The organism is Pseudomonas sp. KH_027, assembly GCF_057838565.1.
On the sequence record NZ_CM174470.1, the window covers coordinates 1,960,907 to 1,978,825 of the forward strand.

Consider the following 17,919-nt stretch of genomic DNA (forward strand, 5'->3'; position numbering starts at 1 on the left):
TTTTGCGTGACTTGTCGTAATTTCATGCCTGCCTCCTCTTCAGAATCGTCAGCACCGGCCCGCGCGAGTCGGTAGCAGATACCTTGTTGGCAGATTCAATCAGCTGACCCAGTTCCGCGCCTGAGTAGTGGCTGGTGATGCTGCCGTTCTTGTGGCCCAAGAGCGCCTTGCGATCTTCCTCGGTGACGCCTGCTGCCCGCAGCCTGCGGCCGAACGTGTGCTTGAGATCGTGCACTCTGATCGACAGATAGCCAGGATGTGCGGGGCGAAGGTGTTTCTCCTGCCAGCGTTTCGCCGCCCGTATCCGGGCCTTTCTCCAGGCCGAATCGTTCATCCGGTGCATGGCGTTGCCGTTGTGTGGGAAAACCCATTCCCGGCTCAGGCCGCGCTGTTTCTCAATGACCGATCTGGCCACGCTGTTGAGCACCACCAAGCGCTCGTCGCCATTCTTCACGCCGGCCCGTTCGTGCCGCCCGCCGAAATCCGCTGGTATCAGGAACACGCTGGCACCGAGCTCCGGCACCTGAATCTCCCAATCCCAACGCAGCTTGCAGACCTCCTGCTCCCGGCAGCCGGTGTTCACCTTGAACAAGGCCATGGCCTGCAGGTGGGCAGGAAGCTCGGCGAACAGTATCGATTGCTCTTCCCATGACAGCGGGTAGGGCTTGCGGCTCGCCTTCTTCTCTTCCAGCTTGGTCAGGATTGGCACGCTGTCCAGCCATGGCCGGCGCTCGTCATCCCGCCACTTCCGGGTGCATAACGTCAAAATCCGCACCACGCGCTCGATGGAAATGTTGACCGTCCGGTTACTGACTGCCTTTTTGATCTTGCCGTCTGGCGTCACGCTCGCTGTCAGGCGGTCCCGAATGAACGGGGCCAGCGCCTGGTCGTCGATGTGGGTCAGCGGCAAGTCGCCAAGGTATGGGTCGAGCCCGGCTAGGTGGTGTGCCGACAGCTTGATCGACGGCTGATCCCTGAACTCAATCAGGAACCGAGTCGCCGCCTCCCGCCACGTCCGCACCTGCCTGATGCCGTAAACCTTCTCCTGTCGCAACTTCTCCAGCCGGTGAATCAGGTAGCGTTCCGCTTCTTCCCGGTCACCAGTTCCAGTGCTTTCGTAAAGTCGTTCTCCGTTGATTTTCTTGTCGATGTGCCAGATACCCGACCTTCGCGAGAGGCCAGTAATGGTTTTTCGCGCCATGGTGTTACTCCTTCCAGGCGCTCGCTGCACGGCGATTGTTGCGCCTGATGGCCGGGTTTATCAATTGCCACACGATCAACGTAAGCACTGGCCCACGCATCCAGTTCTTCTCGGTCGAAGCCGATCCCGCGTTTGCCGATTGGAAACTCGCGCAGTTCAGGGCGGGCAGTGCGATTGAACTCGTCACGGCTAAGGCCAAGGTAGGCGGGCGCATTACCCACCCGGATGAATCGCGGGGCAGCAGTCTGCCGTTGCAGCTGGTTAACCGGCTGCGCTAGGTCTGCGCGCATAGAAATCCTCCCGTCCCAGTCTCGGCTGGGTGCGTGTTGTGAGGTTGGGCAACCAGCTCGAGGCTGAGCTCCACCTTATCCGGCCAAGACTCAGCATTCCCACTGCTCACACAGGCTCAGCCCCTGCATTGGCGACATGAGCCGCACGTTGTGCAGCTGCCCGGATGGGACGAGCGCCGGGTGGCGCTCGATCCCGGGCTGTTAACCTAAGTTGCGTGTGAATCGACCATCCCACAACCCAGCAGCCCGATGTCTACCCCCTTTTCCTCGAGCATGTTCAGCGACAGGTAGAGCATTTGCCGGCCGCCAGCCATGCCTGCATACGGTTCATACTTCACGAAGTAGGGTTCTTCCTGGATCAGCTTGACGAACTGCGCGGCGCTGGCGATCACCGGCGTGCTGCGTTCGTCGATGTTGCAGTAGCGCGCATAGCTGGTGTGCCCGAGTACCGGATCGAGGATCAGGTACTCCGGGGTCACGGCGTACTGCAGGCCCTCGTGCAGGTAAATCTGGCCCACCTTGGCCTCGTCGGCGCTGCGCGAGATGGCCACGATCACCGCGATCTTCTGCATGACCAGGTCAACCTCACTCTGTACATAGCTGTCGCCGTCGCCGGTGAAGCGGTCCGTTAATGTCTTGATCACCAGATCGAGGAACTTCAATGCCTGGAGCAGGTGACGCTGCACACAGACTTCCTGGAGCTTCCACAGTCCCACCAAGATCACCTGCAACGAGAAGCGCGGGCGGTCGTCCATGTCCTCGGGCAGCAGTGCCAAAGCCTTCTCCATGAGCGCCTCGATGTCCTCCAGCGAGGTGCTCAATGCCGTGGTCATGATTGTCTTGCCAAGCCGGCGCAGATGTTGACGTTCAGCGCTAGCGCGCCGGAAGTGTTCGCGGCCGGGGCCACGTTTGACCTTGGTCAGGTGGACGCGAATGCTGCGCTCTTGGATCGCCGGCATCTCGATCTCCTGTTCGGAGATGACAATGACTGGGGATGAGGCTGGGAAGGAAACGGTTTCCGCGCTGGTCCGCCCGAGGGAGCGGTTGCCGATCCGGCCTTTCAAAGTAGCCTCGCCGTTCCAAGACTGCTTAATCTGCTCGCCCACCTCCCGGTAAGTTTTGTGGGACATTTTCGACCGGTTGTATTCCTCGACAATACGCGGCACGGTGGTGGTGCTGGCGAGGTAGTCGAGCATGCCGTAGTGCGAGGTCGACGGGGCGCTGACCCCAGAGTCCATCGACATATAGTCGGTGCCGTTGAGCCAGGTGATCAGGCCAGCGCTCATCGACTTGCCGGAGCCCGCGCTGCCCCAAAGGGATAACATCGGGAATTGGTTGTACAGGTGCATCAGGTGGGTCTTGAAGTGTGCCGCCACACACCAGCCGATCATCAGCCCGACCTCATACTTCTGGTTGATCCGCAGCAGGTGGTAGAGCGCCTGGTCCACCGCCGCATCGGCCTGTTCGACCATTGGCGTGTGGGCGAAATAGGGCCGCGCCTGCAGGTTGCCGAGGAACTGGTGGGTGCCGCGCACCTTCACCGAGTTGATGCTCATGTCCGGTTCCACGTAAGTGAACACCGGGTGCTTGTCGATGAAGTCCAGGTGGACCCCGCACGTATAGACCTGAAAGACTTCCCCCACGTCCTGACCCTCCTGAAAGACTGCGATCTTGACCCGCTGCACATCGAGGTCGGTTCCCAGGAACGTCAGGTCATCCAAGCCCTCAACCTCGCGCAAGAACGCCGAGCGGCTGGCGAAACTGGACTCTTTGAACAGTATCTTGCCGACCTCGATGCCGGCTTTCATCACCGCCATGCGGGTGCCCACCCGGCGAGGGGTGGTGCCGTCCTGCGGCGCTTCGATGAACACGTCGAGGGGTGACAGGGTGAAATTGCTGATGCGTCGCTTACCCTCGCCGAACTTGACGTAGTAACCGTCGCTCAGCGCCTCGGCCTTGAGAGCGAGGTCGGCGTCGCCGTCCGGGCCGATCCCTTCCTCGATCGCGCAGCCCTCACACGGGCGCTTGCTGAGCAGGGCGCGGATGGCGTTGCAGCCAAAGCTGAAGCTGGGGGTGTGCTCGACGTAGCGGATCTGCGCCTCGATGTGGTCGCGGCGCGCCTTCGGGGTGCTGTACTTGCTGCTCTTAGCGCTGCTGGCCAGGCGCGAGGCCAGGCTCTCGGCCGCCGTCTGCGACACCCCGGCGCGGACGATGTAGGTGGCCAGCTGGGTGGCAGCCTGGTTGTAGCTGGTGTCAGTCTTCAGGCTCTCGCTGTCGCAAAGTAGCTGGATGCACGCCGGCACCGGCTCACGGATCTTGTCCATGTCCGCCGAGCTGGCGATGATCACCACCTTGGGCTTGGTGTTGACGCGCTTCTTGGCTTCGTCGTAGAGGCCCTTCAGTTCATGCACCACCAGCCCCTGCGGGTCGTCATAGTCGACCTCGCGCGGACCCTTGACCCACTCGCGGTACTGCGCTTCGGTCAACTCACCCAGCTCGTCGGCGGTGATTGGCACGCGGTAGTTGCCGTCGTGTCGTTGCAGGTTGACGATGCGGAAACTGTTGCCCCGGCCGCCGCTGTACACCGAGAAGTCGAGGCCGATAACGAACAGGTCGCGGGCCATCTCCTTGTAGATTTCCGGCAGGCGCAGGGTGAACCGGTAGCCGGTGAACAGGCTTTCCGGAACCAGCACATGCAGGCCCTTGCTGCCGGACAGGTAGATTTCCAGGCAGTCACGCGGGCAGCCCATGCGGGTCAACTTGCCGACCAGTTCCTGGGCGCTCTGGATCGCCTGGCCGAGGTCGTCCTTGCAGTCGATGTCGAAGTACAACGGGCCGCGATACTTAATCTTGTCGCGGTTGCGGGGAATTTCAGCTTCACTGCCGTCGCTGACTATCTGGTCTACCGCAAGAATCGTCAGTTTCTTTGCGCCATTGGCCTTGGCCAGTTTCACCGGGTCATCCCCTGCCTGACAGGACAGGACGAACCAAGCATCATGCTCCGAGCGCTGGTAGTAATGGTACATGTCAAACCCTCCCTGGTTTGTTGCCTTTGATAGGATCCGTTGCTAACTCCAGCAGCAGGCGGTCGATAGCCCTTGCCGAGACCTCCCGGTGACGGGCGGAGGCGCAGTTGGTGAGCCCGCCAGCCACGGTATGTCGTGAATAACCGGTGAGATTGGTGAGGTTTAGGTGGGTCAAGCCGCGGTCTTTGGCGGTGCGGCGAATGAGCACCAGGCGTTGTTCGGCGGTCATGCGATTTCCTGCGGAAAGGTGCTGATTATTATTTTTCATTGAGCACTCCGGTGCTCCCCCGAAAACCGGGGGGCGCTGTACCTAGGGGGAGAGAAAAGGCCAGGACAAGACCGGCGCTAGAGCTGAATGCCGCGCTCTCGTCTGGCGCGGTCATTCGTAATCAAGCGTACGCTGTGCGTATTGGTAAGCCCCTGGATTAGCGTTTAAACATGCTCCGCAGGCCCCGGAATTACTGGCTTTTCCGGTTGCGCGAAGCTGTAGGTGCTTCCGCGTTGTTCGGCTTCTTTGGCCATGTTCTCAGCCAGGGCAGCGAATGGCTGCACAAGGCGCATTTTCTGATCGGTAATACGCTGTAAGACCAGTGGCCGTTTGTGCTTCGGGTAGCGCTGGCCGCGTTCGTCGTATGTCGGGCGAAAAGCGCGGTAGTCCGATTCATTCAACCCCCGCCCCGCGAGCGTTTTGCGGAGATTGCTGGCGGAGGGACGGTTCGGCAGCACCGTCATCAGCAGATTCCCCGGCTGCGTTTGGTTGAACGCCAAGGCCAGGGCGTCATAGAGCAGGGTGGATGGTTGGTGTTGCAGGCCTCGGGCGCCGGCTTCTATCGTCAGATGGTCGTAGCTGGGCGTGCCGGCCTCGACGACCTTGAAAACAACGCCGTCGGTAGCCCAGGCGGATTTGGTTGCGGATTCGTCCTTGGTGGTATCCATATTGCTGACTCCATTCAGTTTCGTGTTTACGCGCAGTATCAGCGGGTACCTTAAGTATGACCAAGACTCGGATTCCTGCTTGAGGAAAAATGCGGATGGCCCGGATTCACTGGGCTGCAGGGTATACGAGGATGTACTGGGTACACGTTGTTAGGCTTCTTTCACCATGTTCTCCCCCCGGCGGAAGTGCTCACTTGCCGGTCCGTATTGCGCTGCAAGGCTTGGTCGTTTTTGTTGGGGGTAATAGCGACTGCGTTCGTCGTATGCGGGGCGGAGCACGCAGGAGTCGATTACCTTCACTCGTGCGCCTCAAGCGTCTGGCGCAGGGGCTGCCCCTCCTTGGCTAGGCACCAACCTCTAACAGGCATCGCTATCCATCGTTGCCCCTTTTCTAGTAGCGGGAATCGGCCGGAGCAGGAGTCGGCGCTTTTCCGCGCGCAGGGCGTGGATGTGGGGTAGGGGACCGGCGGTAGGGGCATTCTGCACCGTGCAGGTGCGCGCGGCTGCCGTCCAAATGATGTGCCGTTTTGGATAGCTTTAGGTGTGCCGATATGGATGTTTTGCAGAACTAAATTTTGTGTTGGCTATGACGATTATTTCAGACGGATTGGTCTTTTCGAGCGGATTTGGTACAGCGTACCGATGGGTTTTTTGGGTGGGCATGGGTGGTGAGTTGGTCTGTATCTGCTGGTTTAGAAGTGTTCTCGTAAAAAGTTGTGGGTGGGGTTTGGTTGGTTCGATCTAGGCCCTATCGCAAAACCATCTAGTGGACTCGTCGATTAATATGGTGTGCCGTTATGGATACATATATAAGTCTACCTAGCTGTCTGTATGTGTGATTTGCCGGTATTCCCGGGGTAAGCGGCCAATGGTCACAAAGTGTTAGGCAATCTCCCAATAGGGCCGGCCCGTGTGATAGCAGGCGAAACCCGGCCTAAACCTCCCATATAAGTGGGGTTTCCTTTTTGGGAGATGCGCTATCACAGGGTCTTAAACATATATGGGAGAAAACCCATGGATATAGGTTATGCCCGTACCTCAACCATCGAGCAAGAGGCCGGCTTTGCGGCCCAGCTGCGCGAGCTGGAGCGGTGCGGCTGTGAAAAGGTATTTAAAGAGCAGGTGTCGTCCGTGGCCCAGCGTGCCCAGCTGGAGGCGGCCATTGAGTTTGCCCGCGTGGGGGATACCTTCGTGGTCACTAAGCTCGACCGGCTGGCCCGCTCGATCACTGACCTGCTGCAGACCCTGCGCCGGCTGGAGCTGAAGAAGGTTGAGGTCAAGATCCTCAATCTGGGGCTGGACACCAGCACGCCCACCGGCAAGCTGATCCTGACCGTGTTGGGAGGGATTGCCCAGTTTGAGCGGGAGATGATGTTGGAACGACAGCGCGAGGGGATCGACAAAGCGCAGAAGGCCGGCAAGTACAAAGGGCGCAAGCCGATCCACGAGGAAAAGCGCGCGGCCATTCTGCGCCTGGCGGGCGATGGCATGACTAAGGCCGAGATTGCCCAGCAGGTAGGCGTCGGCCAGGCCACCGTCTACCGCGAACTGGCAGCCTGCCGGATAGCCGACACTGGCAACTAGCACAGGGTGCAACACATGACCGAAGAGGGCCAGCTGCGAAGGCTGCAAGGGATCAAGAGGGCAAAGGCCGAAGGCAAGTACAAGGGTCGCCCGATTGACGCCGGCCTGCACGCTCGGATCAAGTTGTGCCTCGATGTGGGCATGCCGATCAGAAAAATAGCAACGGTGTGCGGCTGCGCCAAGTCCACCGTGCAGAGGGTGCAGACGCTCCTCGCCCTTGTAGGTGAGCTTTGAACGCGACGAAGCCCTAGCCGTAAGCTAGGGCTGAAGTACGAACGAAACAACCGCCAGCTGAAGAGCTGGCCGAAGGCCGCCGGCTACCCGTATGGAACCGACAGGAAGGGCTCAGCTGCTCCCGCAGGGCAGAACCTTGCCCGTTACTTTTAGCGTACTCTTTCTTATATATATATATATATATATATATATTATTTATTATTTATTTATATGAAAAAAAGAGGCTGAAAAAAAGCGCAATTTTCGAATGAGAATTTATCCCATTGAAATCTCTCTGGCGTTAAATCCCTAAGTGTTTTTGTTTGACTTAGTGACTTGTTTGTCAAGAAAAGTTCCCGCAAGGTTACTTGAGGATTTTCTATAATTCTCAATCTAATCAATGTCTTGAGAATTCTTGTTGATTATCGTTTTTGGAAAAAGGTATTACTATCAGCGCTACTCTAGCTACTCGTTTGAGTAAACGAATAAATAGCAAGCAAATAACCGTTCCGGTATTCGATAAATAGTCAGTACGAAAGCGTAGAACTTCAAAACTCAGTATCCGGTCGCGTAGTCGATACCGATAATTTGTTGCTTCGTTTTCCGCGCACTAGTTGCCATTGCGGTGTGGGTTGATCGGCTACTCACGTCGACGTGTGAAACCGACATCGCGAATGCGCAGCGTCCAAAATCCACTACCGCCAAAGATCGTCAACCCTATAGCGTCAGCTTGCTTCACATACTTTGAAATGCCTCAGGCAATACGCTCGACAACCTGATCGGCGGTGATCCGTGAGTTGATGTCGGTATCCTTCATCCTGGTTTCCTACATGAAATGAATCATGGCTTTCGCTACGGTTATCCCATGCTCTTTCGCATAGGCTTCAATCTCGGCCATACGTTTTGCAGTTTCGATTTCGATTCCTGCGGCCCTGCTCAGCACCGCAGCGTTTGGCCCAGCGGTGAAACGTTTTTTCGTAGCTCTCACTGCATATAACCCGGACTTAACCAGCGCCTTTTTAGGGTCAAACGGTTTTTTCCGTTTAGCCATGACGGAACTCCCTTTCTATTCGTTGTACGCAGTAACGGCCACGGGCGCAGCGCTGTTGCTCCCTCGGTTCAGCAGTATCGGAGCCATAACGCCGTGCAGCAGGCGGGACAGCCTGTCCTGCGCGTCCTGGCAGGCCTCCAGGAATGCCAGAGCCGCGTCATCGTCCTGGGAGTCCAGGATTTCGGCCAGCTCGGCCACCAGGGCGCCAATCTCGGTGATGGTCTCTTTTGCCTCATCTCGGTTCATACCCACCTCTTAGCTCGCTCTTTCCCTTGAACTCAGTTGAAGTTGCCAAGGCCTGTCAGCCGCATACGCGGTTGCTGGTTCACCAGGCACAGTTGCTCCTTATAACTTTTTGATGATTTCAGTGTTTCACATCAGTAGCCAGTTAAATTGCTCTAAGGCTTGTCTGAAAAGCCGCTGAGTCCTTGGCGATAGAAAAACAGCCGGGGAAATCGCTGAAACTACCCAGCATGAGCGTTTTCCGACCACTGAGAAATGGACTCAACGCTCGAGTCGAACTTTACAGGCAGCACCTAGTGCCCGCTCGGAAGATCGTTCTCACTACAAAGGTTGGCGAGCACGTATCCTCCGCACTAGGTTACGACTGAATCAATTGAAGCCACCCACATGCCAGCATCCATCATCAGCTACGACAATCACTTCCTCCCGCTCAGCCCAGAAGCAGCACAGCAGCTGGCGCAGGGCGAGCTAGATTTAGCCAGCCTGTCGCTGCCGGAGCTGGCAGCCATACTACTAATTCAGAATCTGCCAGCCCTGGTGCGTGCTGGCCGTAAGGCGCCCGAGGTCGAGGTTGTGCTGGCCAAATCGCTTAGCACCGGGCTGGACTTAGATACTGAGTCTGGTGCCGACACCTTCATTCAGGCGGTTGCAGAGCGCTTCTCGCCGTCTGCTTTCAAGGCAGGCCTCGCCCTACTCGACGACCTGAAGTTCAACTTGCTGGAAGCGGATGAGGTTGCCGAACGCAAATACCTGAAGCCTGACGGCACCTGGGACTTCACCTTCCGCATTGAACATGCTGCTACGCTCAATCCGCTAAAAGAGGCGGTTGCTACTGCGTCGGGCGAGACGATCTTTCTGACTACGCCGCAGTACCGCATCTTCAAGACACTGCGCAGCGAGCTGGACGAGCACTTGCACCTGCAGGGGCTGGCCGGTGTCGGCAAAACGTCGATGGTTAGCACTCTTCTGGAATACCTGAAGCCCGAACAGACCTTACTACTGGCTCAGACGCGCCAGCAGCTAAATGCATTGATTGTTCGCCTGGGTAGCAAGAAGTTCGTCGGCAAGACCTTTGGCGGCCTTGCCAATGAACTGCTCTTCACGCCGCCCACCATTTATCGCAAGCCGGACATCCAACGCGCCCAGCTGTCTTATCAGATGTCGGACGCGAATGTTGTCCGAGTCCTGGGTCTCCAGCCTGTTGGCCGTCTCTCGCCCCAGCGAGTAGCTCATATCTGCGGTCGTACCGTCAAAAGTTTCTGCTACTCACGCAACTGCGAAATTTCTGCCGACAACCTGCCGTCTATAGACGTAATCCTGAGCGATGCTGACCGGGCGGCCTTGCTCGGCTATGCCAATTTGATCTGGCAGGAAATCACGCAGCCTACCCTTCTGTTCGAGGGCCACAAAACACGCCTGCCGATTCGCGTTTACCACTTGGTAAAGTTGCTGGCGCTCGACACCAATATCTCGCTCGGTCTCGGCACTTATCGCCACATCTTGATTGATGAGGCCCATGACTTGTCTGCACCCATGGTGCAGTTCCTTGATCGTTGCCCTCAGGCCACCTGCACCCTTGGTGACACCTGCCAGCGCCTGGACGGTCTGCCGGCTCGCCGGGGCATGCATGTCCGCCAGCGTGAAATCTCCCAGTCGGTGCGCTCCGGCCGGCAGATAGAAGCTATCTTGAATCCGCTAATTGCAGCTCACCCGCGCGCTGAGTTAGGCCCGCTGGTGGGTGCCCGCAATAAGAAGACGATAATTGAATACTATGACCGCTCAGAAATGCCCGAGGACGGCACGACCATTCTGGTCAAAGGGGAATGGGGGTTATTCGAGTGGTTCCAGCGTCTTGCCAATACCGGCGCCAGCTTTTGCATGATGAATGACGCCGAACGAAACTTCCGGCGCTTCGTCAGCGACTGCATCGAGCTTTATCACTACGGCTCACCACCCAAGCACTCTCTGCTATTCCGGTACAGCACCTGGGAGGGTTTAGCAGCCGTTTATGCCGACAATTACTCGTTCAAAACCATTCACGGGATGCTGGAGCGCGGCTACAGCTCGAATGACTTCGAGCGCTCAATGGATAAGCTGGATCGCTCAGGGCACGCCAAAATCCTCCTGGGCCGTGTGAGCGATGCACGCAGCCTGGAAATGAACCGGGTCATGTTAGGGCGGGATTTACTCTCACCTTTTCAGGCGGGCGATATTGACGGGGCGGCCAAAACATTCGCGGGGCTCTATACCGGCAGCTCACGCGCCCGCTACAAACTCATCGTGCCCGGCCACATCCGCGACTGGGTGGATGACCAGGCGGCCAAGGTGAAGAAGTAACCTCAAAAAGTGTCAGACAAACCAAGGAAGGCAATATGGCCCGCGAACCTAGAGGTTACGGAAAGTGAATCGTCTCTGATTTTTAAGACTCTCCGAAAGCTCGCTGCTAGGGTTTGTCTTCACCAACTCCATCACAAATGAAAAGTTCCCACTCCACACTCCCAGCCGCAAAAGCCATCCCATTCAGCACATTCACCCCACTGGCCACCTTCCTGCGGCTGCAGCATCTGTAGGCTTCGACCGCTCCACCCAATCGAACAGCCAACCCTGATGTGTGCCGCTGGAACGGCGAGCCGAGGTGCCCGCGAATGGCCAACAAGAAGTCAGGTGGCCAAGTCTTGACGTCGTATACCCACAGCCCGGTAGTTGCGGAGTTCCAGCAGCTCGTGAAGGACAAGGGCGGAAAGTTCCCTGGGCTCAAATGCTGGACCAGAGGGAAATGCGCTTCATGTTCGACATGATGGCGTCGGTGGACCCAACTTCAGGAGCGGTAGCACAAGTCGAGTCCGCGCAATTGAATTTCGACAGCTACTCCAAAACCACCTTAAACTCCAATTGACCATCGATCTCTGTCGCAAGGCCACTGGCCAGAACCAGCGAACGAAGCCGATTTTGCAGCATGGGCTCTACAAACTCTTGAATACTCGATAATTCAAGAGTGCGAGTTACACTCATTTCTGATTTGAAGTACGAGGACCAAGCTTTCTTCATGACTTGCAGCACGTCACTAGCAGTGGTTTGGGCAAACCGGCGATTGACCACCACGCCTTCAAGATTAAAGGTGTGTTGATGCTCATATCCAGTCTCATGGCCATTGGATTTTATACAGCGCACACATCGGCAGTTCCCGTCGCCGAAGGCCATGCGTAGAAAGTCGTTGAAATCAATGACGGGCTTTAGTGTGAGCCGCTTATCCACCTCAAAAAGGTCTGAAGTGTCTGGTACTTCTGTATTCATCGGTTTTTTCCTAAGCTGCCAGGCGCTTCGTTTGCACTCGGATACGGTAAGTGCGTGTCAGAGGCATTGAATCCCAATAAGTATTCGTCTCCCAACGTTTCATTTACACAATAATCCCAGATGCTTTTTATTCTCTCTGTCCTTACCGGTTAAGTACCGGGAAGCTCATCGTCCAGAGTCCATGGAGATATCCTGCACCCAATCATTGAAGTCCCCCGCGGCAGGTTTCGGAATAGTAGGCGCTGAGCGTAAGGCGAAACCCAGCTCTCAGCCAGGCAGGACGAATCGCGCCTCAAGCTTATTCAGCAGTTCGAAAGTGTTCATGTACGGCACGCCGAACAATGCGCACACGTTCGGGATGATGAATTTGCGCTTGGTTTCTGCGTTGAAAACTTCATGTGTAACGACCACCGCGCCAGTGGTCATAGCCTTAGCAATCAGCCAGGGATCCGCGCCGGCAAGGAATTCGTCCAGCGCGCCTGCCTTCATCCTGCCGGACTGCTCCGCAATAGCCGCTGCTACCTGGCCAAACGCAGCCTGGGTATCGTCATCGCTGACGTCGTGAAACAACCCGGCGTTGTCTTTTGTCCATTCGGCCAGTTCGTCGTTGCCCTTGGTCAGCTCGTCCCTGACGGGAACGATACTGGCCAGTTCGAGCGCCTGGTTCTGGATGAGCAGCCAAGACCAGTAGGCCGGGCAGATGGACATGCCGTAGTAGCGGTTCTTGGCTTCGATGAGGGTGTTGGCGTCTAGTAGATGCTTCATTCCGTGAGCTTACTGGCGTAGGTCCTTAGGTTGGCAGGTTGCACACCGAGCAATCTGCCTGCATCGCGCAGCAGCATCCGGCCGCTCATTGTTTCTGCCAGTACGGCTCTGCTGAAGCGAGCACTGTTCTTGGCTGTTGCTGTGCGGTAGTAGTCGCCGCCACCGCCATCTTTATCCTGGAAGGCTTTGAGTATCTGTCGGTAGTAGGCGCTGTACTGTTCGCTGCTCACGTAGCCCAGGTCACGTGCGCGCCGGCCGATTACCAGTGCGCTGACGTGGAAGCGGCTTGCAAGCGGCGCCAGGTTGGCATGCCAGCCTATATCGCTATTCCATGCGGCGCGGAATGCGTCTTCCGGTGCCAAGAATTCGCCGGCCACGGCATTGCAGTAGACTTCCTCTTGTCTGCCGTTACCACCGTCGGAGATGCCGCTGCTGCCGATCCAGATGTGCGCTAATTCGTGCATGAGGGTGAACAAGCGGGCGGAGGGGGCGTCGGCGCTGTTGATGAACACCACCGGGGCAAGGGTGTTACTGATGGCGAAGCCGCGGAACTCGCTGACCTCCAGCTTGCGGTGGGTGTTGCCCAGGGCAACTCCGCTGCGCATGATGAGGATGCCAACAGCTTCGGCCGCGATGATCAGCGTGCGGATGTAATCGTCGTAAGTCAGTCGCGCCGCTTCTGCATCTACGCCGAGGGTGCGGCGGATGTCGGTAGCTACCTCCTTGACCGTGGCGCGGTTGGTGAAGCGGCCGACGAAGGGAAGTGGTTTACGCTCGTGGTCCTGCAAATACTCCAGGTACCAATCCTGTTTGCGCAGCACATCTTTCACGGTATCCAGCAGATTGATGCTGGGCTGCTCCGGCGCCACACCGCCCACGGTGCGCAGATCGGGCAGCGGCAGACGTTCACTCGGCGGTTCCTTGAGAAACAGAAACCCGAACGGTACATGCGCGATGTTGGCCCAGGTTTGTGCCTGCTTGAAAGTGGGTTTGCTTTCGCCGGCTTCCCATTCTTTGACCCGGTCTGGTTTTACAGGCAGCTTTTTGGCTACCTGCTCGGCGGACAGGCCCGCGCGCTGGCGGGACCAGGAAAGGATGGCGGGGTTGACGAAGGCTGCTTGGCTCATAGGAATGCGTGCGGCAAGTCTGGTTCAGATGGCTTCGATGCTGTGGTGTTCGGGATGCGCGTCTGCTTCTTGACCGCATTTGAACAGGATTTGCTGCGCTTGAGGGCGCTCGCACCGTTAAGCATCGCCTTTCTCCTTGGCCGCGAAGCTGCTCAATGAGGCGGGACGTATTCCGCTTGCGTCATGCATTGGGCTGCCGTTCTTCAGATGACTATAGGGTGGGGGCGACGATGGCGTCAATTGTGTAGGTGCTTGTTTGGCCCAATGCCAGTTGGCCCGTTTCATCTTTGTGAGGCCTTTAGGCGACATGTGGTGACCTGTTGTCTAGCCTAGGCTTTGCAACCCATACCCGACCGACGATACCCGGCTGATTACCAAGGCCGCGGCCGAAGGGCTGGAACTGCTCTATCGGCCCGGTTTTTCCTTCAGCAAAGCAGAGATCCTCCTGCTCGATCTACGCCCGCGCGGCGAGTTCACCGACGACCTGTTCGCCGTGACGCAGCCGGCGGCGGCTGAGCGGGTGATGGGCGTGATGGATGCGATCAATGCCAAGTGGGGCAGGGGAACGGTTCGGCCGGCCGGTGTGCCCGCGACGCCGGATTGGGGGATGCGGTGGGAGATGATGAGCCAGTCTTATACAACCGATCTAAGGGAGCTGTGGCAAGTGTTAGCTTGCTAGCGTCTAATGTCGAAGTTTTTTCCATTGAGTTGGGCATGGTTTTCAGGGGGATTACCCGCTGCCAGGTGAGCGATTTCCCATCCGTTTCCGGAAAGGTGGAAGGCGAGATCGATGGTGAGCGCTAAAGCTTGCTGATCTGTGTGAGCTGCTTGCGCTATGCAGTGCTTATCCCTGCAGACCAGCGCCGGGGTCAACAGCCAGAAGCTGGTGACCGACAAGGTCGCCACGGCGATACATGAGATGGCCGCCACGGTGCAGGAAGTGGCGCGCAACGCGGTCACCGCCTCGCAGGCGGCTGAAGCGGCGGACTCCGAGGCCCGCCAGGGCAAAGGCGTGGTAAGCCAGGCGGCCACCCAGATCGAGCGGATGGCCGAGGAAGTCTTGCGTTCCGGGGAGGCCATGGAGTGCCTGAAGCAGGAGAGCGACAAGATCGGCAGCGTGCTGGACGTGATCAAGCCAGTGGCCGAGCAGACCAAGCTTCGCGAACTGCGGCCTGATCTTTTTGAGAGCCTTAATCAGCGCGAACTCTTGCCCGAATTTCCGCAGATGTATACTTCGCCATCGCTCCGCCTTCCTTCAATCAATTCCTAACCTCGGGATGGAGCTGAGCTTGCCCATCTCCGGCTTCAGCCTTGATCCTGGCTTCCTCTGTGGCGAAGGCCTGGAACAGGGTCGCGGTCGGCAGTACCAGCCGAAGCGAGGATGCTGGAGTTGGTGAAAAGCCCAGGCTCCGGTAGTATCCGGCAGCGATATCGTCTTTCGCGTCGACGATGATGAAAGCTACGCCCGAGTGCTTCGAGATCAGGTAGGCGCGCCGGAAGAAGTCCAGTATCAAACGCTTGCCTGTTCCATTGCCCTGGTGACGGTGGTCAACGGCAAGCCGGCTGAGCATGATCGCCGGCATCGGATACCGCGGCATCCTCTTCACCATGGCTTCATCGAGATCGGAGATCGCCAGCGCGGCGTTTGCGAGCGTGTAATAGCCGATCAGCTGGCCGGCATCGAGCAGCATGAAGGTGCGCGACAAGTGACGTTTTTCGTCCTGGCCAGCTTGCTCAGCTATGTATTGGTTCAAGGCTGGTTGGGTTTTGCAGTCAAACGCCTTGCGGTCTACAGCACGGTCGAACGGGACGGAGATGAAGTCCATGTCCCCGGCGCCTTATTGCAAGGCTAGGAGGGATTGGAGCTTCTCGTTCGGCTGAGGCGGGTTGTCGAGCAAATCGTATGCGGTCTTGGCGTCAAGCACAGTGAGACCTTCCAGGTCGACTACGTTGACCAGGAGCACCTCTTTCTCTTGCGTGCGAACCGTCAGCTCTTCAATCTGCGTCTTAAGCTTGCGGATCTCCTGCTCGACTGCCGCGAACGTGTGAGGCATTTCGCGATAGACGAGGAACTTGCCGCGGCCACCAGGGCGCGCCGCTTTGGCTGCAGCCGGTTTGGCGACTTTAGTCCAGCCGTCGGCGACGCCAGCCACGTCAGCGAGAGTCAATGTCAGCCAGCGCCCAGAGCGTGTCTCACGAAAGACCAACTGACCTTCCGCAGCTGGGGGTTTTGGCTTGTCTTTCTGGATCATGGATATGCCTCACTAATAGTGCCACTCTAGCACAAAGGCCTTGACAGTCACTCCAGCCTCAATCGCCTCCCGCTCAATCAGCTGCCAGCCGGCCTGAACGCCACTTTGCGGCTAATGGGTGTCCCCTACTCTACTTGTAGCGGGCGTGGAAGGCCGAGAGATCCAGTTCGTGATCCACCAGTTAGCACAAGGCATGCTCAAAACTGCCTGGCAGCAACTGCTTGTCGAAGTCTACCGGCAGTAACTTCAGGCCCTTGTGGACAGGTTTGAATCGCGGCATCGACACGCGCCTCCATGCGACTTGATGCAGTGCAGGTTATCAGCCTGACAGTCGGGTGGTAGTAGGTTTTTCTACAGCCTCAACGTTTGAGATGAGAGGCGTGACCCGGCTTGCGGGAGCACGTCCTCTCGATTGAAGGGTTAGAGCTCACGGTGATAGGGCTCTAACTTTGAGTTGCTTGCAGTATTCTTCAACGGCCAGTAGAAAGAGCTCGTGAACCCCCCATTCTTGCTGTGTCGTGTTGAGCCAGGATGTCATTGCTTCGATTTGATCGAGCGTGTACCGCTTCGCGTTCCTCAACAGAGAGAAAGATTGAGGGGTAACGCCGTCGAGTAGCCAGATTGAGATAGTGAATTTGGTCGCCTCGTCAGAGTGCTCTACGTGACCCCAAAAGACATCTTTCCGAACACTTCGAAGTTCGCTATGGCGCAAGTGAACTTCTAGGTTCCTTAACTCCCTGAACAAATGAAGTAACGGGCTCGAAGTGTGGATGAGCTTCAACGGCTTTCTGACGATACCGAGTTCCTCATAGTCGAGCGTTTGTACTTCTTCCATGGAAGCGAACTCGGTGAGTGCGGCCCGGAAGCAGCCCTCGCGGAGTTGCTGCAACTCCGTTTCAGGGCATCCGAGAGTCTCTGACGTTCCGGTTGACCAGTAGGCAAATCGGATGGCATTGTCCGCTCGCTGCTTTAGCCTGCGAAGTGGCTCCATTCCGGAGGCGACATCATGATCAAGCTGCATGAAAACGCGGCCATGATTTATGATTGGGAGCGACTGGAAGTCCAGTGGATGCGACATGCGGTGGTGAGCTCCTAACGATTAAGCTAACAGGCGAGCAAAAGCGTAGCTTTTGCGAGCCCAGTGAGCGAAGCGAACGGTGTTGAGTGCTGTAATGGACTCTCCTTGCACGTGAGCGAGGTCTGGGGCATCGGCCGGCGCATGACTGAGCACCTAGCTGGGCTAGGCATCCGTACAGCCTGGCAGTTCGCCCAGGCCGATGCCTGGACCCTGCGCAAGCAGTTCAGCGTGGTGATCGAGAAGACCGCACGTGAGCTGCGCGGCACACCCTGCCTGGACTTGGAGGAGGCCGCGGTGCCAAAGCAGGAGATCTGCTGTGGCCGCATGTTCGGCAAGCGCCTGCATGACCTGGCGCCGATCCGCGAAGCTGTGGCTAGCTACACTGCCCGCGCCTGCAAGAAGCTCCGAGCCCAGCGGTCGTTGTGCAAACGGGTGCGGGTCAGCATCCGCACGGGCATGTTCAACCCGGAAGAGCCGAAGTTCGCCAAGGGCATCCTCTGTGAGCTGCCATATCCCACCGACGACACCCGTCTGATCACCAAGGCCGCCGGCGAGGGGCTGGAGCTGATCTACCGTCCGGGGTTCGCCTTAAGCAAGGCTGAGGTGCTGCTGCTGCTCGATCTCCGCCAACGCGGCGAGTTCACTGACGATTTGTTCGCCACCACTCAGCCGGTGGCCGCAGAGAAGGTGATGAAGGTTCTGGATGCGATCAATGCGAGATGGGGGAGGGGGACCCTGCACCCGGCGAGCGTGCCGACGGCCTCAGATTGGGGAATGCGGCGGGAGATGAAGAGTCCGAGCTACACGACCCGACTGGATCAGTTGTGGAACGTGTCGTGCCGATAATCCGGATATGCAG

The 17,919-nt window shown here is 57.6% G+C and carries 16 protein-coding genes and 3 pseudogenes; 7 read left to right on the top strand and 12 right to left on the bottom strand.

What is annotated here, in order from left to right; translation table 11 throughout:
- Window positions 1-22: 22 nt before the first annotated feature.
- Complete coding sequence (locus AC3IYG_RS09295) at window positions 23-1,201, bottom strand: tyrosine-type recombinase/integrase (protein WP_489313480.1); 1,179 nt, start codon at window positions 1,199-1,201, stop codon at window positions 23-25.
- Window positions 1,202-1,248: 47 nt separating this feature from the next.
- Here AC3IYG_RS09295 and AC3IYG_RS09300 point away from each other — a divergent pair, with 47 nt between their 5' ends.
- The gene (locus AC3IYG_RS09300) at window positions 1,249-1,479 is read left to right on the top strand and encodes a hypothetical protein (protein ID WP_489313481.1); all 231 of its coding nucleotides are present in this window, start codon (window positions 1,249-1,251) and stop codon (window positions 1,477-1,479) included.
- 218 nt (window positions 1,480-1,697) lie between these two features.
- On the opposite strand, the gene AC3IYG_RS09305 is transcribed toward AC3IYG_RS09300, so the two are convergent.
- The 3 genes from AC3IYG_RS09305 to AC3IYG_RS09315 form a co-directional block, all read right to left on the bottom strand.
- A complete protein-coding gene (locus AC3IYG_RS09305; RefSeq protein WP_489313482.1) occupies window positions 1,698-4,517 on the bottom strand; it encodes a hypothetical protein in 2,820 nt (939 codons plus the stop codon).
- A 1-nt stretch (window position 4,518) separates the two neighbouring features.
- Window positions 4,519-4,785, bottom strand: coding sequence for a hypothetical protein (locus AC3IYG_RS09310; RefSeq protein WP_489313483.1), 267 nt, complete (start codon window positions 4,783-4,785; stop codon window positions 4,519-4,521).
- A 164-nt stretch (window positions 4,786-4,949) separates the two neighbouring features.
- Window positions 4,950-5,453, bottom strand: coding sequence for a hypothetical protein (locus AC3IYG_RS09315; RefSeq protein WP_489313484.1), 504 nt, complete (start codon window positions 5,451-5,453; stop codon window positions 4,950-4,952).
- 1,014 nt (window positions 5,454-6,467) lie between these two features.
- Between AC3IYG_RS09315 and AC3IYG_RS09320 the strand changes: the two genes are divergently transcribed.
- The gene (locus AC3IYG_RS09320) at window positions 6,468-7,037 is read left to right on the top strand and encodes a recombinase family protein (RefSeq protein WP_489313485.1); all 570 of its coding nucleotides are present in this window, start codon (window positions 6,468-6,470) and stop codon (window positions 7,035-7,037) included.
- Window positions 7,038-7,052: 15 nt separating this feature from the next.
- Entirely contained in the window at window positions 7,053-7,271 is a 219-nt protein-coding gene (locus tag AC3IYG_RS09325; RefSeq protein WP_489313486.1) for a helix-turn-helix domain-containing protein, read from the top strand.
- An 805-nt stretch (window positions 7,272-8,076) separates the two neighbouring features.
- Here the strand turns inward: AC3IYG_RS09325 and AC3IYG_RS09330 are convergent.
- Entirely contained in the window at window positions 8,077-8,301 is a 225-nt protein-coding gene (locus AC3IYG_RS09330; protein WP_489313487.1) for a hypothetical protein, read from the bottom strand.
- A 15-nt stretch (window positions 8,302-8,316) separates the two neighbouring features.
- Window positions 8,317-8,547 carry a hypothetical protein gene (locus AC3IYG_RS09335; RefSeq protein WP_489313488.1) on the bottom strand — a complete coding sequence of 77 codons (231 nt, stop codon included), beginning with the start codon at window positions 8,545-8,547 and terminating at the stop codon, window positions 8,317-8,319.
- Between the two features lie 384 nt (window positions 8,548-8,931).
- Between AC3IYG_RS09335 and AC3IYG_RS09340 the strand changes: the two genes are divergently transcribed.
- Window positions 8,932-10,881 carry a helicase gene (locus AC3IYG_RS09340; RefSeq protein WP_489313489.1) on the top strand — a complete coding sequence of 650 codons (1,950 nt, stop codon included), beginning with the start codon at window positions 8,932-8,934 and terminating at the stop codon, window positions 10,879-10,881.
- Between the two features lie 528 nt (window positions 10,882-11,409).
- On the opposite strand, the gene AC3IYG_RS09345 is transcribed toward AC3IYG_RS09340, so the two are convergent.
- The 3 genes from AC3IYG_RS09345 to AC3IYG_RS09355 form a co-directional block, all read right to left on the bottom strand.
- The gene (locus AC3IYG_RS09345; RefSeq protein WP_489313490.1) at window positions 11,410-11,838 is read right to left on the bottom strand and encodes a hypothetical protein; all 429 of its coding nucleotides are present in this window, start codon (window positions 11,836-11,838) and stop codon (window positions 11,410-11,412) included.
- Window positions 11,839-12,105: 267 nt separating this feature from the next.
- Entirely contained in the window at window positions 12,106-12,603 is a 498-nt protein-coding gene (locus AC3IYG_RS09350) for a DUF4411 family protein (protein ID WP_489313491.1), read from the bottom strand.
- The gene (locus AC3IYG_RS09355; RefSeq protein ID WP_489313492.1) at window positions 12,600-13,730 is read right to left on the bottom strand and encodes an ImmA/IrrE family metallo-endopeptidase; all 1,131 of its coding nucleotides are present in this window, start codon (window positions 13,728-13,730) and stop codon (window positions 12,600-12,602) included. Before AC3IYG_RS09355 ends, AC3IYG_RS09350 begins: the two co-directional genes overlap by 4 nt.
- A gap of 343 nt (window positions 13,731-14,073) precedes the next feature.
- On the opposite strand from AC3IYG_RS09355, the pseudogene AC3IYG_RS09360 reads away from it, so the two are divergent.
- Window positions 14,074-14,409: pseudogene (locus AC3IYG_RS09360) on the top strand (DUF4113 domain-containing protein); the annotation flags it as partial.
- 171 nt (window positions 14,410-14,580) lie between these two features.
- Window positions 14,581-14,898 (top strand): annotated as a pseudogene (locus AC3IYG_RS09365) (methyl-accepting chemotaxis protein); the annotation flags it as partial.
- A 91-nt stretch (window positions 14,899-14,989) separates the two neighbouring features.
- On the opposite strand, the gene AC3IYG_RS09370 reads toward AC3IYG_RS09365, so the two are convergent.
- The 3 genes from AC3IYG_RS09370 to AC3IYG_RS09380 form a co-directional block, all read right to left on the bottom strand.
- Window positions 14,990-15,556, bottom strand: coding sequence for a GNAT family N-acetyltransferase (locus AC3IYG_RS09370; protein ID WP_489313493.1), 567 nt, complete (start codon window positions 15,554-15,556; stop codon window positions 14,990-14,992).
- Window positions 15,557-15,568: 12 nt separating this feature from the next.
- Window positions 15,569-15,982: a hypothetical protein gene (locus AC3IYG_RS09375; RefSeq protein ID WP_489313494.1), complete on the bottom strand. Its 414-nt coding sequence runs from the start codon at window positions 15,980-15,982 to the stop codon at window positions 15,569-15,571.
- 427 nt (window positions 15,983-16,409) lie between these two features.
- Window positions 16,410-17,060: a hypothetical protein gene (locus AC3IYG_RS09380; protein WP_489313495.1), complete on the bottom strand. Its 651-nt coding sequence runs from the start codon at window positions 17,058-17,060 to the stop codon at window positions 16,410-16,412.
- A gap of 111 nt (window positions 17,061-17,171) precedes the next feature.
- On the opposite strand from AC3IYG_RS09380, the pseudogene AC3IYG_RS09385 reads away from it, so the two are divergent.
- Window positions 17,172-17,906, top strand: a pseudogene (locus AC3IYG_RS09385) (DUF4113 domain-containing protein); the annotation flags it as partial.
- Between the last annotated feature and the right edge of the window lie 13 nt (window positions 17,907-17,919).